At 73.3% G+C, this 15,921-nt stretch carries 15 protein-coding genes; 8 read left to right on the top strand and 7 right to left on the bottom strand.

Going from position 1 to position 15,921, the window contains the following annotated elements:
* Window positions 1-142 precede the first annotated feature (142 nt).
* Window positions 143-1,912, bottom strand: a complete 1,770-nt coding sequence (locus JS521_RS24160) for a dolichyl-phosphate-mannose--protein mannosyltransferase (RefSeq protein WP_205085045.1) — start codon at window positions 1,910-1,912, stop codon at window positions 143-145.
* Between the two features lie 53 nt (window positions 1,913-1,965).
* Between JS521_RS24160 and rsmI the strand changes: the two genes are divergently transcribed.
* Window positions 1,966-2,844, top strand: a complete 879-nt coding sequence (gene rsmI, locus JS521_RS24165; RefSeq protein ID WP_205085046.1) for a 16S rRNA (cytidine(1402)-2'-O)-methyltransferase — start codon at window positions 1,966-1,968, stop codon at window positions 2,842-2,844.
* Between the two features lie 5 nt (window positions 2,845-2,849).
* Here rsmI and JS521_RS24170 read toward each other — a convergent pair whose 3' ends face one another.
* From JS521_RS24170 to JS521_RS24190, 5 genes are read right to left on the bottom strand one after another with little or no spacing between them, the layout of a single operon-like run.
* Window positions 2,850-3,905: a serine hydrolase domain-containing protein gene (locus JS521_RS24170; RefSeq protein ID WP_205085047.1), complete on the bottom strand. Its 1,056-nt coding sequence runs from the start codon at window positions 3,903-3,905 to the stop codon at window positions 2,850-2,852.
* Window positions 3,902-4,843: a DUF6895 family protein gene (locus JS521_RS24175; RefSeq protein ID WP_205085048.1), complete on the bottom strand. Its 942-nt coding sequence runs from the start codon at window positions 4,841-4,843 to the stop codon at window positions 3,902-3,904. Before JS521_RS24175 ends, JS521_RS24170 begins: the two co-directional genes overlap by 4 nt.
* On the bottom strand, window positions 4,840-5,877 hold the full coding sequence (locus JS521_RS24180) for a DUF6895 family protein (RefSeq protein WP_205085049.1): 1,038 nt from the start codon (window positions 5,875-5,877) through the stop codon (window positions 4,840-4,842). Before JS521_RS24180 ends, JS521_RS24175 begins: the two co-directional genes overlap by 4 nt.
* A 7-nt stretch (window positions 5,878-5,884) precedes the next feature.
* Entirely contained in the window at window positions 5,885-6,598 is a 714-nt protein-coding gene (locus JS521_RS24185; RefSeq protein WP_205085050.1) for a hypothetical protein, read from the bottom strand.
* 10 nt (window positions 6,599-6,608) lie between these two features.
* Window positions 6,609-6,785 (bottom strand): hypothetical protein, encoded by a 177-nt coding sequence (locus JS521_RS24190; protein ID WP_007455151.1) that lies wholly within the window; start codon window positions 6,783-6,785, stop codon window positions 6,609-6,611.
* A 453-nt stretch (window positions 6,786-7,238) separates the two neighbouring features.
* On the opposite strand from JS521_RS24190, the gene JS521_RS24195 reads away from it, so the two are divergent.
* The 6 genes from JS521_RS24195 (at window position 7,239) to JS521_RS24220 (ending at window position 13,155) form a co-directional block, all read left to right on the top strand.
* Window positions 7,239-7,610 (top strand): hypothetical protein, encoded by a 372-nt coding sequence (locus tag JS521_RS24195; RefSeq protein WP_205085051.1) that lies wholly within the window; start codon window positions 7,239-7,241, stop codon window positions 7,608-7,610.
* 58 nt (window positions 7,611-7,668) lie between these two features.
* Complete coding sequence (locus JS521_RS24200) at window positions 7,669-8,535, top strand: TatD family hydrolase (protein WP_205085052.1); 867 nt, start codon at window positions 7,669-7,671, stop codon at window positions 8,533-8,535.
* Window positions 8,536-8,732: 197 nt separating this feature from the next.
* Window positions 8,733-9,953, top strand: coding sequence for a resuscitation-promoting factor (locus JS521_RS24205; RefSeq protein ID WP_239487759.1), 1,221 nt, complete (start codon window positions 8,733-8,735; stop codon window positions 9,951-9,953).
* Window positions 9,950-10,825 carry a 16S rRNA (adenine(1518)-N(6)/adenine(1519)-N(6))-dimethyltransferase RsmA gene (gene rsmA / locus JS521_RS24210; RefSeq protein WP_205085053.1) on the top strand — a complete coding sequence of 292 codons (876 nt, stop codon included), beginning with the start codon at window positions 9,950-9,952 and terminating at the stop codon, window positions 10,823-10,825. The genes JS521_RS24205 and rsmA overlap by 4 nt, the downstream gene beginning before the upstream one ends.
* A 5-nt stretch (window positions 10,826-10,830) precedes the next feature.
* A complete protein-coding gene (locus tag JS521_RS24215) occupies window positions 10,831-11,730 on the top strand; it encodes a 4-(cytidine 5'-diphospho)-2-C-methyl-D-erythritol kinase (RefSeq protein ID WP_205085056.1) in 900 nt (299 codons plus the stop codon).
* An 87-nt stretch (window positions 11,731-11,817) separates the two neighbouring features.
* Window positions 11,818-13,155, top strand: a complete 1,338-nt coding sequence (locus JS521_RS24220; RefSeq protein WP_205085054.1) for an acyltransferase family protein — start codon at window positions 11,818-11,820, stop codon at window positions 13,153-13,155.
* 233 nt (window positions 13,156-13,388) lie between these two features.
* On the opposite strand, the gene JS521_RS24230 is transcribed toward JS521_RS24220, so the two are convergent.
* Complete coding sequence (locus JS521_RS24230) at window positions 13,389-14,126, bottom strand: lipoprotein (protein WP_372448611.1); 738 nt, start codon at window positions 14,124-14,126, stop codon at window positions 13,389-13,391.
* Window positions 14,127-14,273: 147 nt separating this feature from the next.
* On the opposite strand from JS521_RS24230, the gene JS521_RS24235 reads away from it, so the two are divergent.
* A partial coding sequence (locus JS521_RS24235) for an ABC-F family ATP-binding cassette domain-containing protein (RefSeq protein ID WP_239487756.1) occupies window positions 14,274-15,921 on the top strand: 1,648 nt, incomplete at its 3' end.

Consider the following 15,921-nt stretch of genomic DNA (forward strand, 5'->3'; position numbering starts at 1 on the left):
CCCGCGGGCCCGCCCCCCCCGGGCCCCCCCCCGGGCCCCCCCCCCCCCCCCCCGCCCGCCCCGCCCCCCCCCCCCCCCCCCCCCCCCCCCCCCCCCCCCCCCCCCCGCATTTCTGCCTGTCGGTTCCGCCGAAGCCGCTCTTCTACACCCAGGTGTCCAGCCACATCCGGTCCCGCCACAGGTCCTCCGGGATCTGCGTCCCGGTGAACAGCGGCCAGAAGTAGATGAAGTTCCAGATGACCAGGAGGACCAGCACGCCCACCGCGATCGCCCCCAGGGTGCGGCGGCGTTCGCCGGTGGGGTCGTGGGTGGTGAGGCCCAGTTCGGCCCGGGTGCCCGCGCCTCCCGCCGGGCCCGCGATCGCGCCCAGCATCATCGTCACGGCCAGACAGAGGAACGGGACGAACACCACCGCGTAGAACAGGAAGATCGTGCGCTCCTGGTAGAAGAACCAGGGCAGCCAGCCCGCCACCACACCGCAGGCGATCGCGCCGGCCCGCCAGTCGCGGCGGAAGAACCAGCGCCACACCACGTACGCCAGGGCGAAGCACGCCAGCCACCACAGCAGCGGGGTGCCGATCGCGAGGACCTCGCTGGCGCACTTGCCGGTCGCCGACTCCTGGCAGCCCGTCTGCTCCTCGTAGAAGTACGAGACGGGGCGGCCCAGGACCAGCCAGCTCCAGGGGTTGGACTCGTACGTGTGGCCCGAGGTCAGGCCGACGTGGAAGTCGTACACCTGGTTCTCGTAGTGCCACAGGCTGCGCAGCCAGTCCGGGAACAGCCAGCTCCAGGAGGAGTCCTTGCCCTCGGTGGCCGCCCAGTTGCGGTAGTAGCCCTTGTCCGTGACGATCCAGCCGGTCCAGGACACGACGTACGTGACGATCGCCACCGGGACCGTGGAGACGAACGCGGGGATCAGGTCGCGGCGCAGCACCGCCTGGTACGGGTGCACGGCCCCTGCTGTCCGCCGGGCGCCCACGTCCCACAACACCGTCATCAGGCCGAACGCGGCCAGTACGTACAGGCCGTTCCACTTCGTGGCGAACGCCAGGCCCAGCATCAGGCCCGCCGCGAGCCGCCACGGCCGCCACCCCAGGCGCAAGGTTTCCGCGACCCGGGCGTCCGGGCGCAGCACCCCCTCCTCGTCCACCGGCAGCGCGTCGGAGAGCCTGCGCCGGGCGTGGTCCCGGTCCACCACCAGGCAGCCGAACGCGGCCAGCACGAAGAACATGACGATCAGGTCGAGCAGCGCGGTCCGGCTCATCACGAAGTGCAGGCCGTCCACCGCGAGCAGCAGGCCCGCCAGGCAGCCCAGGAACGTGGAGCGGAACAGCCGCCGGCCGATCCGGCAGAGCAGGAGCACGGAGATCGTGCCGAGCACCGCCACCATGAAGCGCCAGCCGAACGGCGTGAAGCCGAACATCTGCTCGCCCAGGCCGATGATCCACTTGCCGACCGGTGGGTGCACCACATAGCCCGGGTCGGTCGGGATCGGCACGGAGGACGGGTCGTTCAGGATCTGCTTGTCGACGTCCTTGGGCCAGGACCCCTCGTACCCCTGGTTGACCAGCGCCCACGCGTCCTTCGCGTAGTACGTCTCGTCGAATATCACCGCGTGCGGCTGGTCCAGCTTCCAGAACCGCAGCAGGCCCGCGACGAGGGTCACCAGCAGCGGGCCGCCCCAGGCCGACCACCGCACCAGGCTGTCCGCCACGTGAGGCGGGATCGCGAGCACCGACCACACCTGCCGTCCGGGCCGCGTGTACGGCGGGTCCAGCCGGTCGCGGAGGGAGACCTCCGGGCGGGGGACATGGCCGAAGCGGCGCAGCCGCCGTTGCCAGGAGGTCGGCTGTTCGCCGAGCGGATCCCCGGCGTCTTGGCCCCGCTGGGTCTCGGGTGCGGTACTCGTCACCGCGCCATCGTAGGGAACGCATCTGTGCGAAGGGCGCTGCCCGTGCTGCGAGGATGGCTGATGTGACTGGAACGACTGGAACGCTCGTGCTCGCAGGAACCCCCATCGGCGATGTGGCGGACGCCCCGCCGCGCCTCGCCGCCGAACTGGAGCGGGCCGACGTCGTCGCCGCCGAGGACACCCGGCGGCTCCGCCGGCTCACCCAGGCGCTCGGCATCCACACCTCGGGGCGTGTCGTCTCCTACTTCGAGGGGAACGAGTCCGCCCGTACGCCGGAGCTGGTGGAGGCCCTGACCGGCGGCGCGCGCGTCCTGCTGGTGACGGACGCGGGCATGCCGTCCGTCTCCGACCCCGGCTACCGGCTCGTCGCCGCCGCCGTGGAGAAGGACATCCGGGTCACCGCCGTCCCCGGGCCGAGCGCGGTGCTCACCGCCCTCGCCCTGTCCGGGCTGCCGGTGGACCGGTTCTGCTTCGAGGGGTTCCTCCCGCGCAAGGCCGGTGAACGGCTCTCCAAGCTCCGCGAGAACGCCGACGAGCGGCGCACGATGGTCTTCTTCGAGGCCCCCCACCGGCTGGACGACACCCTCGCGGCGATGGCCGAGGTCTTCGGCGCCGAGCGTCGCGCCGCCGTCTGCCGGGAGCTGACCAAGACGTACGAGGAGGTCAAGCGCGGTCCGCTCGGCGAGCTGGCCGTGTGGGCCGAGGAGGGGGTCCGCGGGGAGATCACCGTCGTGGTCGAGGGCGCGACCGACTCCGGCGACGAGGGGCTGGACGCCGAGGAGCTCGTACGGCGCGTACGGGTGCGCGAGGAAGCGGGGGAGCGGCGCAAGGAGGCCATCGCCGCCGTCGCCGCCGCCGCCGGGCTGCCCAAGCGGGAGGTGTTCGACGCGGTGGTGGCCGCCAAGAACGCGGAGAAGGCCCCGAAGGCTTAGGGGGTCTACGGCGTTTCCGTCAGCAGGCTGTACGCCGTCGCCACGAAGGTGTCCGCCCGGTGCACCCGCCGCGTCGCCGTCGCCGCCACCGCGAGCCCCGTGTCCGGGCGGAAGCCGAGGAACGCCTGCTGGCCGAGGGTCGCCCCCGCGTGGAAGAGGACCGGACCGTACGGGGACGGGTGGTGGAACCACGTGAGCGTGTGGGTGTGCGCGTGCCGCAGGCCGCGCCGCAGCAGGGGGCGGCACACGTCGGTGAGCGCGGCGTTCAGCGTCGGGTCCAGGGGCTCGGGCCCGTCCAGGTGCGCCTCCAGGAACGTCAGCAGGTCCAGCGGGGTCGCCCGGACCGCGCCCGCCGCCGTGAAGCCCCCGGTGTCCAGCGCGGGCACCGGCGTCCCGTCGCGGCGGTGGCCGACCGCGTCCGTGCCCTCGGGGCCCGGCCGCACGCGGGTCGCCGCCAGGCCCAGCGGGGCCAGCACCTGCTGGTGCAGCAGGACCTCCCACGGGGTTCCGGTGGCCGCCGCGAGGGTGTGGCCGAGGACCGAGACGGCGAAGTTCGAGTAGCGCCAGCGGGTTCCGGGCCGGTGGCGCGGGCGGGCCCGCAGGAAGGCCCGGACCACCCGGTCGGCCGGGTAGCCGCCGTACGGGTCGGTCGACCAGCGGGGCACCGCCTGCGGGTAGAAGTCGGCGGGCAGGCCCGGCAGCCCCGAGGTGTGGGTGAGCAGATGGCGCAGGGTGATCCGGCGCACCGCCGGGTGCACCGGGAAGCCCGGGGCCAGCAGGTCCGCCGCCCGGTCCTCGTACCGCACCCGGCCCTGCGCCACCAGCCGGGCCAGCAGCAGCCCCGCGTACGGCTTCGACGCCGAGCCCAGCTCGTACGCCGTCAGCTCGCGGGGGACCGGGCCCGGCTCCGCACTGCCGCCGGTGTGGACCGTGCGCACCCCGTTCCGGCTGACCGCGAGCACGAGGTCGGGCGCGTCGACGGCCCGCGCGGCCTCGGCGAGGAGGCGGGCCGTGGCCGTGGAGCCGGGCGAGGCCACCGGGGCCGCCGTCACGTCCGTCATGCCGGGGCCGGATCCGCGCTGAGGTCGGACAGGGCCCGGGACATCGCCAGCGCCGAGGCGAACGCGGCGACCAGCGTCGGGTGGTAGACCAGGTCGAACACCGACTCCTCGTCCCCCTCCGGCATCCCGCCGACCACCGGCATCGCTCCGTCCGGCTCCTGGGCCTGCGCGAACCCGGCCCAGGCCGCCGGGTCCAGGGTCGGCTCCGGCAGGCAGGCGTCCACGACCAGCAGTTCCCCCAGCAGGTCCCAGCGCTTCAGGTCCAGCCAGTCGTCCAGCCAGACCGGCAGCCACAGCGCCAGGTACTCCGCGATGTCGGCGGGCAGTCCGGTCGGCTTCTCGCCCCAGTCGGTGAGGTGGAAGACCGTGTGCGTGATGTCGTAGCCGATGTGGCCCTCGACCGTCCACGGCTCGGGCCTGCGCGCCAGCCAGGTGTGGGCCAGCGCCGCCGTCTCCGGAACGCTCGGTTCCACGCCGAACCGCCGCTCGATCGCGCTCAGACCGAGCCGCCGCACCGGCAGCACCTCCAGCGCCGCCCAACTGGCGAGCCGGTGGTTGAGCCGGATCGCGGACTCCAGGTCCGGCTGCCGGTAGCCAAGCTCCCGGAACGGTACGTAGACCTCCAGCGGCACCGGCGAGAGCGGTTCGCGCCGCTGGCCCTCCAGCAGCCGCGTCCCGGAACCCAGCAGCTCGTGCCAGGCGTGGTCCAGCAGTTTGTGGGCGAGCGAGGACTGCTGCGAACCGGCCACGCCCTCGCGGAAGATGACCTTCCCGATCAGCGCCAGCTCGCCCAGCGGCTTGAACCGGTCCAGCATCCCCGCCTCCGGCGACGGGTCCGCCTCCAGCCGGAACCCCTCGCGGTGTTCGTACAGCCAGCCCAGGGCCTTCGCCCCCACGTCGTGGATCTGCCGGATGCCGCTGGTGGTGCCGCTGCTCATGGGGTGTGCCTTTCCCGGCCGGGCACGTCCCCGCCGGTCTCGCCCCGCTCGCCGTTCCCGTGCAGCGACCTCAGGGACAGGGCCGCGGCGAAGGCCGTGACGAGCGTGGAGTGGTAGCAGTCGATGAAGGGGTACGGGTCCGGCGCGGGGTCCTGGACCGGTGCGCCGGTCTCCGGGACACAGCCGGTCGGGTGCTGGACGTCGGCCAGCACCGGCCAGACCGCGTCCAGCAGTTCGACGGGCGCCGGCCCCGGCAGCGACGCGGCCACCGCCAGCAGTTCGCCGGTCAGGTCCCACTGGCCGCTCTCCAGGCAGCCGTCCGCCCACGCGGGCAGCCAGGTCCGCAGATAGCCGTCGATCTTCTCCGGCACCCGGTCGGGCATCCGGCCCCAGTCCGTGAGGTGGAAGACGGTGTGGGTCAGCGCGTAGCCGGAGGGGCCCTCGAACATCCACGGCTCCGACAGTCCGCCCAGCCAGGTCCGGGACAGCACCCCGCCCGCGTCCGTGTGGGTCACCACCCCCACCCGGCGCTCGGAGTTGACCAGGCCCAGCTGGCGGTTGGCGTGCTGCTCGGTGTGGGCCCAGGCGCGGGTCGCGGTGAGGGGGCGGGCCAGCGCCTCGAAGCCCTCGTGGCGCAGCCCGTACCCGGCGAAGGCGGCGTAGATCTCGTACGGGTAAGCGGCGAACGGCTCGGCGCGCAGCAGCTCCAGGAGCAGGGCGCCCTCGTGCACCTGCTCCCAGGCGTACGCGACGAGATCCCCGGCCAGTTCGTGCTCCGGGGTGCCGGGGGCGGTCGTGCAGCGGATCGTCGAGCCGAGCTGGGCCAGCTCGCCCAGCGGTTTCAGCGTGCCGTTGACCTGGGTGCGGGGGTCCAGGACGTCGTCGGGGAGCGCGAAGCGCGTGCGGTGCGCGTCGGTCCAGCCGAGGGCGGTGCGCAGGACGCCGGGGAGGACGGCGCGCGCGGCCCCGGGGGTCCGGCCCCGTCCCGGGCGGCTCTCGGGCCCCGGCCGGTCCTGTGTCGCGGTCGTCGTCACCGGGCCCTCACCGCGCCCTCGCCTCGGCCATCAGCCGGGCGGCCCGCACATGGAGGGAGACCCGGGGATCGTCGCCGCCCATCAGCTCGACGAAGTCCAGGCCGCGTTCCAGGCCCAGCGTCGCCGGTTCGCCGCCGATCGCCGCGAGCCAGCGGCCCGCGCCCGCCGCCTGGAGCCAGTCGCGCCGCCGCACCGCGCGGACGAAGCCGCGCGACAGGTCGACGGCCCGGTTCGCCGCTGCCCGCTGCACGGCCGAGGGGGCGGCCGGGACGGCGAGCGGTGCGAGGACCGAGAGCTGGTGCGTGAACGCCTGCCAGGGGGCCTCCTCCAGCCAGGCGGCGTCGGGCTCCGCGTACGCGCCGGGGGCGGGCGCGGTCGTGCCCGGGGCGGGGGGCGCCATCCGCTGGAGCGTGGAGATCATGTGCCAGTGGCTCCAGGCCGTGGCGGCCGGAGCGTCGGGCTTGGGCGGGAATTCCCGTACCGCCCGGTCGAGTACGGCGACGTCGCCCGGATGCGGATGACGCCCGTACAGAACACTCGGCAGCAGCAGGTCGGCCCCGATGACCCGTGCCGCCGCGATTCCGGTCCGATTCTCCTCGTCGATTCCCGCCGCGCCGCACACCGTGGCGAGGTGGTCCCCGCTCCGAAGAGCGAGGACCACCTCTGTTGCCAGGTCATGCACGGCACCCGCGAGCGGGGACGTCGCATGTGTCTGGTCCATGGTCCGACGTTCAGCCCTTCTTCGGGCGGGGGGTCGGGGGCGAGAGCAGCAGGGCGCCGCCGCCTGCGAGAAGCGCGAGGTAGGCGCACTCGCGGGAGTCGCGGTACAGACCTTCGACCTCGCCCGGGTTGAGAGCGGCGTCGAGGTCGAGCTCGATGTCGGTGGCAGTGGTGTCCGTGGTGAACATGGGTTGTGCCCCGTCCTGTGGGAAATGGGGTGGACGTAACGAGTGAAAAGGAGGAATCGGGGCGCCGCAAATCGGGGTGCGACATCCGGAGAAATCGAGTATTCAATTGAATGGTGAATTCATGAGGTGCGGGTGGGGTGAAAGCCCGGGAATTGAAGGAAAAGAGGAGGGGTGCGAGGGGGTGGTGCGCGGGCGCGTTCGCGACCGGCGGGCGGCGCGCTCGGGGGCGCTCGGTGCTTTGGCGGTCACGCGTTGTCCTGCCTCGTACCTCTCCCGCGCCATGCGTCGGCAAAGGAGGGCCCAAAGCAGGCCAAGAACGCATCAACAATGCCTCTGAGCTGGTGCGTCCATCCGGGTGCAGGTGTCCACTGGAAGGGACGGGCCACCTGTTCGAAACCCTCGGGCGGGCCGGCCGTCCCCGGCGTGTGTGACCGGCGGACAAAAGGAGCAGGCATGAGCGAGATCGCAGCCACCACTGTCCATGAGGCGTATGCCTTCGCCTGCATGAAGTGCGGGTACGGCTGGGAGCAGTCCTACGAGATAGAGCACCACGTCGACGTGCACGGTCACGCCTTCGTCGTCTACACGGTGGACGGCGAGCGCGTTCCGTCCCCACTCTCCACGCCCACCTGCACCAACTGCGGCGGACACGTGGTGCGCATCATGCGGGCGGGGCGGGTCGCGGGTGTCCAGGAGCTGCTGCGGAAGCAGCAGATGCCGCGCGCCGCGGAGACCGCCGCGAAGGACCGGACGGTGTCGACCGCCGCCGCCCCGGACCGCCACTGGCGGCTCTCGGACCTGCTGCACCCCTTCCAGCGCAGGTGACGCCTGCGGGCCGGACGCCGGCGCCGTACGAGGGTCAGCCCCTCGTACGATCGTCGGCATGAGCCGTACCGAAGCCCCGCCGCTGCCCGAACCCCTGCGGGTTCCGGTCGCCGACTCCCACACCCACCTGGACATGCAGGACGCCACAGTCGAGGAGGCCCTCGCCCGGGCCGCCGCGGTGAACGTGAGCACCGTCGTCCAGGTGGGCTGCGACGTGGCCGGCTCCCGCTGGGCCGCCGACACCGCGGCCGCCCACGCCGCCGTCCACGCCTCGGTCGCCCTGCACCCCAACGAGGCCCCGCGCATCGTCCACGGCGATCCGGACGGCACCGCGCGGCAGGGGGCCCGGGAGCCCGGCGGCAAGGCGGCGCTGGACGAGGCGCTCGCGGAGATCGACGCGCTGGCCGCCCTCGACCACGTGCGCGGGGTCGGCGAGACGGGCCTGGACTTCTTCCGTACGGGCCCCGAGGGCATCGCCGCCCAGGAGGAGTCCTTCCGGGCCCACATCGAGATCGCCAAGCGGCACGGCAAGGCCCTGGTCATCCACGACCGCGACGCGCACGCGGACGTGCTGCGGGTCCTGGCCGACGCGGGCGCGCCCGAGCGCACGGTGTTCCACTGCTACTCCGGCGACGCCGAGATGGCCGAGGTCTGCGCCCGGGCCGGGTACTTCATGTCCTTCGCGGGCAACGTGACCTTCAAGAACGCCCAGCCGCTGCGCGACGCGCTCGCCGTCGCCCCGACGGAGCTGGTCCTCGTCGAGACGGACGCGCCTTTCCTCACCCCCGCTCCGTACCGCGGACGGCCCAACGCGCCCTACCTCATCCCCGTCACGCTCCGTGCGATGGCCGAGGTCAAGGGCCTGGAGGAGGACGCGCTCGCCGCCGCGATCTACGACAACACGGCGCGGGCGTTCGACTTCTGACCGCAGGCGAACACTTTCTGTAGCTGTGTCGCTTTGGAGAGTCACCGCTGCTCCGCTATCGTCCCCGCGCACGACGGGGCGGCAGCGGACGGATCTTCAGGAGCGGTGTGAACACTTCGCAGGACGGGCGTCTCGACGCGTTCCACGATCAGCTGACGCTGGGCGGCGGGGACAGGGTGTGGGCGCACGCCCCGACCATGGTCGACGCCCCGTTCGTCGACACTCCGCTCACCGGGCCGCCGCCGCACACCACGCTGCCCCTGCAGGGCCCCACCCGCGCCGAAGCGCGCCGGGCCGCCAAGCGTCGCCGCACCCTCGTCGCCGACCCCGAGAACCTCAAGCGGTTCGTCCCGAAGGCCCTCGTCGTCGCCTTCCTGGCCGGCGGCACCACCGCGTTCGTCGCCCACGACAAGGCGGTCCGGCTGGAGGTCGACGGCACGCCCCGCACCCTGCACACCTTCGCCGACGACGTCACCGAGCTGCTCGAGGAGGAAGGCGTCACGGTCGGCGCGCACGACCGCGTCTCCCCGGACCCCGGCGCCGGCCTCGACCACGGCGACGAGGTCGTCGTCCACTACGGGAGGCCCGTCACCCTCACCCTCGACGGCGCCCGCCACCGGGTCTGGACGACCGCCGACACCGTGGCCGGGGCGCTGCGCGAGTTCGGGATCCGGGCCGAGGGGGCGCACCTCTCCGCCGCCCGATCCACCCGGATCGCCCGCACCGGCCTCACCCTCACCGTCCGCACCGAACGCGCCGTGACCTTCATGGCAGACGGCCAGGAACGCACCCTGCGCACCAACGCCGCGACCGTCCGCGAGGCCCTCGCCGAGGCGGGCATCACCCTGCACGGCCAGGACACCACCTCCGTCGACCCCGCGAGCTTCCCGCGCGACGGGCAGACGATCTCCGTCATGCGGATCACCGACAGCAGCGAGGTGCGCGAGGAGCCGATCCCGTACGCCGTCGAACGCAGCGACGACCCCGAGCTGTTCCGGGGCGTCGAGCGGGTGGAGCGGGCGGGACGCGACGGCGTACGCCGGGTCACGTACGCCGTCCGTACGGTCAACGGCGTCCGGCAGAAGCCGCGCCGGACGGCCGAGGAACTGGTCCACCTGCCGGAGAGCCGCGTCGTGCGCACCGGCACCCGGCAGCGGCCCGCCTCCGTCGCCGGGGCGGACGGGCTGAACTGGTCCGCGCTCGCCGCCTGCGAGTCCGGCGGGCGCGCCGACGCGGTCGACCCGAGCGGCACGTACGGCGGGCTGTACCAGTTCGACACCCAGACCTGGCAGTCCCTCGGCGGCAGCGGACACCCCCAGGAAGCGCCCGCCGCCGAGCAGACGTACCGGGCGAAGAAGCTCTACGTGCAGCGGGGGGCGAGTCCGTGGCCCCACTGCGGCCGTAGGCTTACCGGGTGAGCAGCACAGAGCCCGACGCCCTCCTGGGCCCCGCAGACATCCGCGACCTGGCAGCGAAACTGGGCGTACGCCCGACCAAGCAGCGCGGTCAGAACTTCGTCATCGACGCCAACACCGTCCGCCGCATCGTGCGCACGGCCGAGGTCCGCCCGGACGACGTGGTCGTCGAGGTCGGTCCCGGGCTCGGCTCGCTGACCCTGGCGCTGCTGGAGGCGGCGGACCGGGTGATCGCGGTCGAGATCGACGACGTGCTCGCGGCCGCGCTGCCCGCCACGGTCCAGGCCCGGATGCCGGAGCGCGCCGACCGCTTCGCCCTGGTCCACTCCGACGCGATGCTGGTCACGGAGCTGCCGGGCCCGGCGCCCACCGCGCTCGTCGCGAACCTCCCGTACAACGTGGCCGTGCCCGTCCTGCTCACCATGCTGGAGCGCTTCCCGAGCATCGAGCGGACCCTGGTCATGGTCCAGGCTGAGGTCGCCGACCGCCTCGCCGCCCGCCCGGGCAACAAGGTCTACGGCGTGCCGTCCGTGAAGGCCAACTGGTACGCGGACGTCAAGCGCGCCGGGTCCATCGGCCGCACGGTCTTCTGGCCCGCCCCGAACGTCGACTCCGGGCTCGTCTCGCTGGTCCGTCGCACGGAACCGATCGCCACCACCGCGTCCCGCGCCGAGGTCTTCGCGGTCGTGGACGCGGCCTTCGCCCAGCGCCGCAAGACACTGCGGGCGGCCCTGTCCGGCTGGGCCGGGTCCGCACCGGCCGCCGAGGCGGCGCTCGTCGCCGCCGGGATCTCGCCGCAGGCGCGCGGCGAGGCGCTGACGGTGGAGGAGTTCGCGGCGATCGCGGAGAACAAGCCGGAGGTGTCGTCCCTGTGAGTGCTGTGACCGCCGCTGTCACCGTCCGCGTTCCCGCGAAGGTGAACGTCCAGCTCGCGGTGGGCGCCGCCCGCGCGGACGGCTTCCACGACCTGGCCAACGTCTTCCTGGCCGTCGGCCTGTACGACGAGGTCACCGCGACCCCCGCCGACGAGCTGCGCATCACCTGCTCGGGCCCGGACGCCGCCCAGGTGCCGCTGGACGCCACCAACCTCGCCGCCCGGGCCGCACTCGCGCTGGCCGAGCGGTACGGCATCGACCCGGCCGTCCACCTCCACATCGCCAAGGACATCCCGGTCGCGGGCGGCATGGCCGGCGGCAGCGCCGACGGGGCGGCCGCCCTGGTCGCCTGCGACGCCCTGTGGGGGACCGGCGCGAGCCGCGACGAACTCCTCGCGATCTGCGCGGAGCTGGGCAGCGACGTGCCGTTCAGCCTGGTGGGCGGGGCCGCGCTCGGAACGGGACGCGGCGAGAAGCTGACCCCGATCGAGGTCGGCGGCACGTTCCACTGGGTCTTCGCGGTGGCAGATGGGGGCCTCTCCACGCCCGCCGTCTACGGGGAGTTCGACCGCCTCACGGCGGGAGCGGAGGTCCCCGAGCCGACCGCGTCCCCCGCCCTGCTGGCCGCCCTGCGCTCCGGCGACTCCGGCGCACTCGCGGAAGCCCTGAGCAACGACCTCCAGCCCGCCGCGCTCTCCCTGCGCCCGTCCCTCGCGGACACGCTGGCGGCGGGCACGGAGGCGGGTGCACTGGCCGCGCTGGTCTCCGGATCCGGCCCGACGACGGCGTTCCTGGTGGCGGACGAGGAGACGGCCGAGAAGGTGGCGGCCGCCCTGCCGGCGTCCGGGACCTGCCGCAACGCACGCGTGGCGGCCTCGCCCGCGCCGGGGGCACAGGCGATCTGATGCGTACACGCCACGTCCTCGTACTCACCGCCCACTTGAGTACGAGGACGCTGCCGTCCCCCACCCGGCGCACGCGACCGTACGGGTATGGGATCAAGTGTTCGTGAACTGGCCGGGGCGACGCCCGTCACCCGGGACCGTTACGTCGACCTCCTGCGGGTCGCCTCGCTCGGCGCGGTCGTGCTCGGCCACTGGCTGATGGCCGCCGTCACCCCGGACGGGGTGGGCAACCTGCTCGCCGTCGTCCCGGCGCTCCAGCCGCTGACCTGGCTGCTCCAGGTCATGCCGGTGTTCTTCTTCGTCGGCGGCTTCTCGCACGCACTGTCCTACCGCTCCCTGCTTCGCAAGCGCCCCGAGGCCGCTCCCGGGGCCGCCGAGGACTCCGTCTACTCCGCCTTCCTCCGCGCCCGGCTCCAGCGGCTGCTGCGCCCGACCATGGTGTTCGTCCTGGTCTGGGGCGCGGCGGCGCTGCTGGTCCAACTCCTCGGCGGGGGCGGCGGGCTGACCGGCGTCACCCTGCGGATGGTGACCCAGCCGCTGTGGTTCATCGGGATCTACCTGGCGATGGTCGCGTTCACCCCGGCGCTGCTGAGGCTGCACGAACGGTACGGCTGGGGCGCGTTCGCGGGCCTTGCGGGCGCGGCGGCCGCGGTGGACGTGCTGCGCTTCGCGGCCGGAGTCCCGTACGTCGAGTTCCTCAACTTCGCGTTCGTCTGGCTGGCGGTCCACCAGCTCGGCTTCCTGCGCGCCGACGGCCGCATCCGCCTGCGCCGCGCCGCCCTGCTCGCCGGTGGCGGCCTGACCGCAGCGATCGCACTGGTGGCGTTCGGCCCGTACCCGCTCTCGATGGTCGGGATGCCCGGCGAGAAGGTCAGCAACATGGCCCCGCCCACCCTCGCCCTGCTGGCCCACGGCCTCTGGCTCGTCGGCGCGGTCGAGCTGCTCCGCGCCCCGGCCGCCCGCCTGCTGGAGCGCCCCCGCGTCTGGCGCACGGTGGTGGCGGCCAACGGGGTGGCGATGACCGCGTTCCTCTGGCACCTCACGGCGATGTTCGGGGTGTACGGGGCGCAGCTCGCCCTGGACGTCGAGCTGCCCGCCCCCGCGTCGGCCGCCTGGTGGACCCAGGTCCCCCTGCGGCTCGCCCTCGCGGCGGCCCTGACCGCGGCCCTGGTCGCCGCCTTCCGCACCTTCGAACGCCCGGCCGCCACAGCCCCCGCAGAGGGGCACGGCCCCCTCGCGGCCCTCGGCGTGACGCTCTGCCTGCTCGGCGTCCTCGGCCTGTCCATGGTCGGCTTCAACGGCCTGCTGGACGGCCGCACGGCCCTGCTGATCGCGGTTCCGGTCAGCGCCCCGGCCGCCGTCGCCATGACGCTGGGCGGCTGGCTGCTGGTGGAGCGGGCGGGGCGGGGGCGTGGCGTGCGGTAGGGGTCAGTGGCCGTAGTGGAGCTGGTACGCGGTCTCCTCGAAGGACTCGTACTCGTCGAGCGCCACGATCACCACGGGTTCGGCGCCGCGACGAGCGCGACCACCGCCGCTTTCGGCAGCCACCGGTGGCTGATGAACCGTTCCCATGCCGCTGCCACCACGTCGCCCCCCGGCCCTTGATCGGTCGCCGCACGGTATCGCAGGCCCCCGGCCCGGCGGCGGGCACGGGCCGGTCAGCCGAGCTTCAGGGACTTCCTCGCCAGCTCGTACGCCGGCAGCATCGCTGTGTGCTCCTCGGTGTCCATCCCGCCCAGGTGCACCAGCACCGGGCCCTCGGGTGTCGAGACGGCGAAGGCGCGCTCCTTCTTCGGCTCGTCGAGCAGCGCGCTGTGCCCCGTGTACGCGACCTCGGCGGCCGCGAGCGCACCGGCCTTCCCCTGCGAGTAGGCGGCCTCGCCCGCTTGCGGATCGTCCGCCACGAAGGCCTTCAGCACTGCCTGCGGGTCCTCATCGGACGCCTCGCCCCGCCACACCCGCAGGAAGCCGATGTTCCCCGTGGGCTTGGCGTCGATCTCGCAGACCATCTTCACGGTGCCCTGCTCGGCCAGATCGGCCAGGATGGAGTCCGGCTCCAGCTCGATCGCCTTCGGCTTCCAGCGGGCGGCGAGATCGAAGGTCACCGGCAGCTCGCACGCCGAACCGGCGCCCCCGAGCCGCCCGCCCTTCGCCGCCACCTTCGCCTCCTCGGCTTCGGCCGTGTCCGTTCCGGCCTTCTCCGCCGCCTTCGAGGGCGCGCCGGCGGGCGCGCTGCTGCTGACCGCCGGCCCGGCCGAGCCCCTGTCCTCGGTCCCGCTCCCGGTCCCGGCCGACGACGAACAACCGGCCAGTGTCATCGCTGCCGCTGCCGCCGCCGCTGCCGCCAGAGCCGCCGCCGGAACCCGGCCCCTTCTCGTCCCACGCGTCATCGTCATGAAGTCCCCACCCCGGATGTCTGCCGTACCCCTACGACCTGGGGCTTCTCCCCATGATCGATCGCGGCACGTTAGCGCACTCCACGCGACGACTACTCTGGTACGTCGAGTGGTCCTCGCCGCAGGGATCCCCAGGACAGGAGTGAAATGGCCGTCAATCTGGTCAATGTCGAGCAGGTCAGCAAGGTGTACGGCACCCGTGCCCTGCTCGACGGCGTATCCCTCGGGGTGTCCGAGGGCGACCGGATCGGTGTCGTGGGCCGCAACGGTGACGGCAAGACCACTCTCATCCGGATGCTCGCCAAGCTGGAGGACGCGGACACCGGCCGCGTCACCCACAACGGCGGACTGCGCCTCGGCGTCCTCACCCAGCACGACTCCCTGGATCCGGCGAAGACCATCCGCCAGGAGGTCATCGGGGATCTCGCCGACCACGAGTGGGCGGGCAGCGCCAAGATCCGCGACGTGCTGACCGGGCTCTTCGGCGGTCTCGCCCTCCCCGGCTTCGAGCACGGGCTCGACACCGTCATCGCCCCGCTCTCCGGCGGCGAGCGCCGCCGTATCGCGCTGGCCAAGCTCCTCATCGACGAGCAGGACCTGATCGTCCTCGACGAGCCCACCAACCACCTCGACGTCGAGGGCATCTCCTGGCTCGCCGGACACCTGCGCGCCCGCCGCTCCGCCCTCGTCTGCGTCACCCACGACCGGTGGTTCCTGGACCAGGTCTGCACCCGCATGTGGGACGTCCAGCGCGGCACCGTCCACGAGTACGAGGGCGGCTACAGCGACTACGTCTTCGCCCGCGCCGAGCGCGAACGCATCGCCGCCACCGAGGAGTCCAAGCGGCAGAACCTGATGCGCAAGGAGCTGGCCTGGCTGCGCCGCGGCGCCCCCGCCCGCACCTCCAAGCCGCGCTACCGCATCGAGGCCGCCAACGAACTCATCGCCGACGTGCCGCCGCCGCGCGACACCAGCGAGCTGATGAAGTTCGCCAACGCCCGCCTCGGCAAGACCGTGTTCGACCTGGAGGACGTGACCGTCCAGGCCGGGCCCAAGACCCTCCTCACCCACCTCACCTGGCAGCTCGGCCCCGGCGACCGTGTCGGCCTCGTCGGCGTCAACGGCGCGGGCAAGACCTCCCTGCTGCGCGCGCTGGCCGAGGCCGCCCGTACGCAGGGCGACGAGCAGCCCGCCGCCGGGAAGGTCGTCGTCGGCAAGACCGTCAAGCTCGCCTACCTCTCCCAGGAGGTCTCCGAGCTGAACCCGAACCTCCGGGTCCTGGAGGCCGTCCAGCAGGTGCGCGACCGGGTCGACCTCGGCAAGGGCCGCGAGATGACCGCCGGTCAGCTCTGCGAGCAGTTCGGCTTCACCAAGGAGAAGCAGTGGACGCCCGTCGGCGACCTCTCCGGCGGTGAGCGCCGCCGGCTCCAGATCCTGCGGCTGCTGATGGACGAGCCCAACGTCCTCTTCCTCGACGAGCCCACCAACGACCTCGACATCGAGACCCTCACCCAGCTGGAGGACCTCCTCGACGGCTGGCCCGGGTCGATGATCGTGATCTCCCACGACCGGTTCTTCATCGAGCGGACCACGGACAAGGTCATGGCGCTCCTCGGCGACCGCGCCCTGCGCATGCTGCCGCGCGGGATCGACGAGTACCTGGAGCGCAGGCAGCGCATGGAGGAGGCCGTCACTCCCTCCGCCGCCCCTGCCCCCCGTTCTACCATCTGCCGCCGCAGGGCAGCCCGGGGGAGCAGGGAGGCTTCGGCGCACCGTACGAACCGCAGCCCGGTGC

The organism is Streptomyces durocortorensis (genome assembly GCF_016901035.1).
Lineage (GTDB): Bacteria > Actinomycetota > Actinomycetes > Streptomycetales > Streptomycetaceae > Streptomyces > Streptomyces durocortorensis.

What these genes read in the sequence shown, in the direction of transcription:
- JS521_RS24185 (WP_205085050.1), bottom strand. Translation starts at nt 6,598, where the DNA reads ATGGACCAGACACATGCGACGTCCCCGCTCGCGGGTGCCGTGCATGAC.
- JS521_RS24200 (WP_205085052.1), top strand. Translation starts at nt 7,669, where the DNA reads ATGAGCCGTACCGAAGCCCCGCCGCTGCCCGAACCCCTGCGGGTTCCG.
- JS521_RS24230 (WP_372448611.1), bottom strand. Translation starts at nt 14,126, where the DNA reads ATGACGATGACGCGTGGGACGAGAAGGGGCCGGGTTCCGGCGGCGGCT.
- JS521_RS24220 (WP_205085054.1), top strand. Translation starts at nt 11,818, where the DNA reads ATGGGATCAAGTGTTCGTGAACTGGCCGGGGCGACGCCCGTCACCCGG.
- JS521_RS24170 (WP_205085047.1), bottom strand. Translation starts at nt 3,905, where the DNA reads ATGACGGACGTGACGGCGGCCCCGGTGGCCTCGCCCGGCTCCACGGCC.
- rsmI (WP_205085046.1), top strand. Translation starts at nt 1,966, where the DNA reads ATGGCTGATGTGACTGGAACGACTGGAACGCTCGTGCTCGCAGGAACC.
- JS521_RS24190 (WP_007455151.1), bottom strand. Translation starts at nt 6,785, where the DNA reads ATGTTCACCACGGACACCACTGCCACCGACATCGAGCTCGACCTCGAC.
- JS521_RS24175 (WP_205085048.1), bottom strand. Translation starts at nt 4,843, where the DNA reads ATGAGCAGCGGCACCACCAGCGGCATCCGGCAGATCCACGACGTGGGG.
- JS521_RS24205 (WP_239487759.1), top strand. Translation starts at nt 8,733, where the DNA reads ATGGTCGACGCCCCGTTCGTCGACACTCCGCTCACCGGGCCGCCGCCG.
- JS521_RS24195 (WP_205085051.1), top strand. Translation starts at nt 7,239, where the DNA reads ATGAGCGAGATCGCAGCCACCACTGTCCATGAGGCGTATGCCTTCGCC.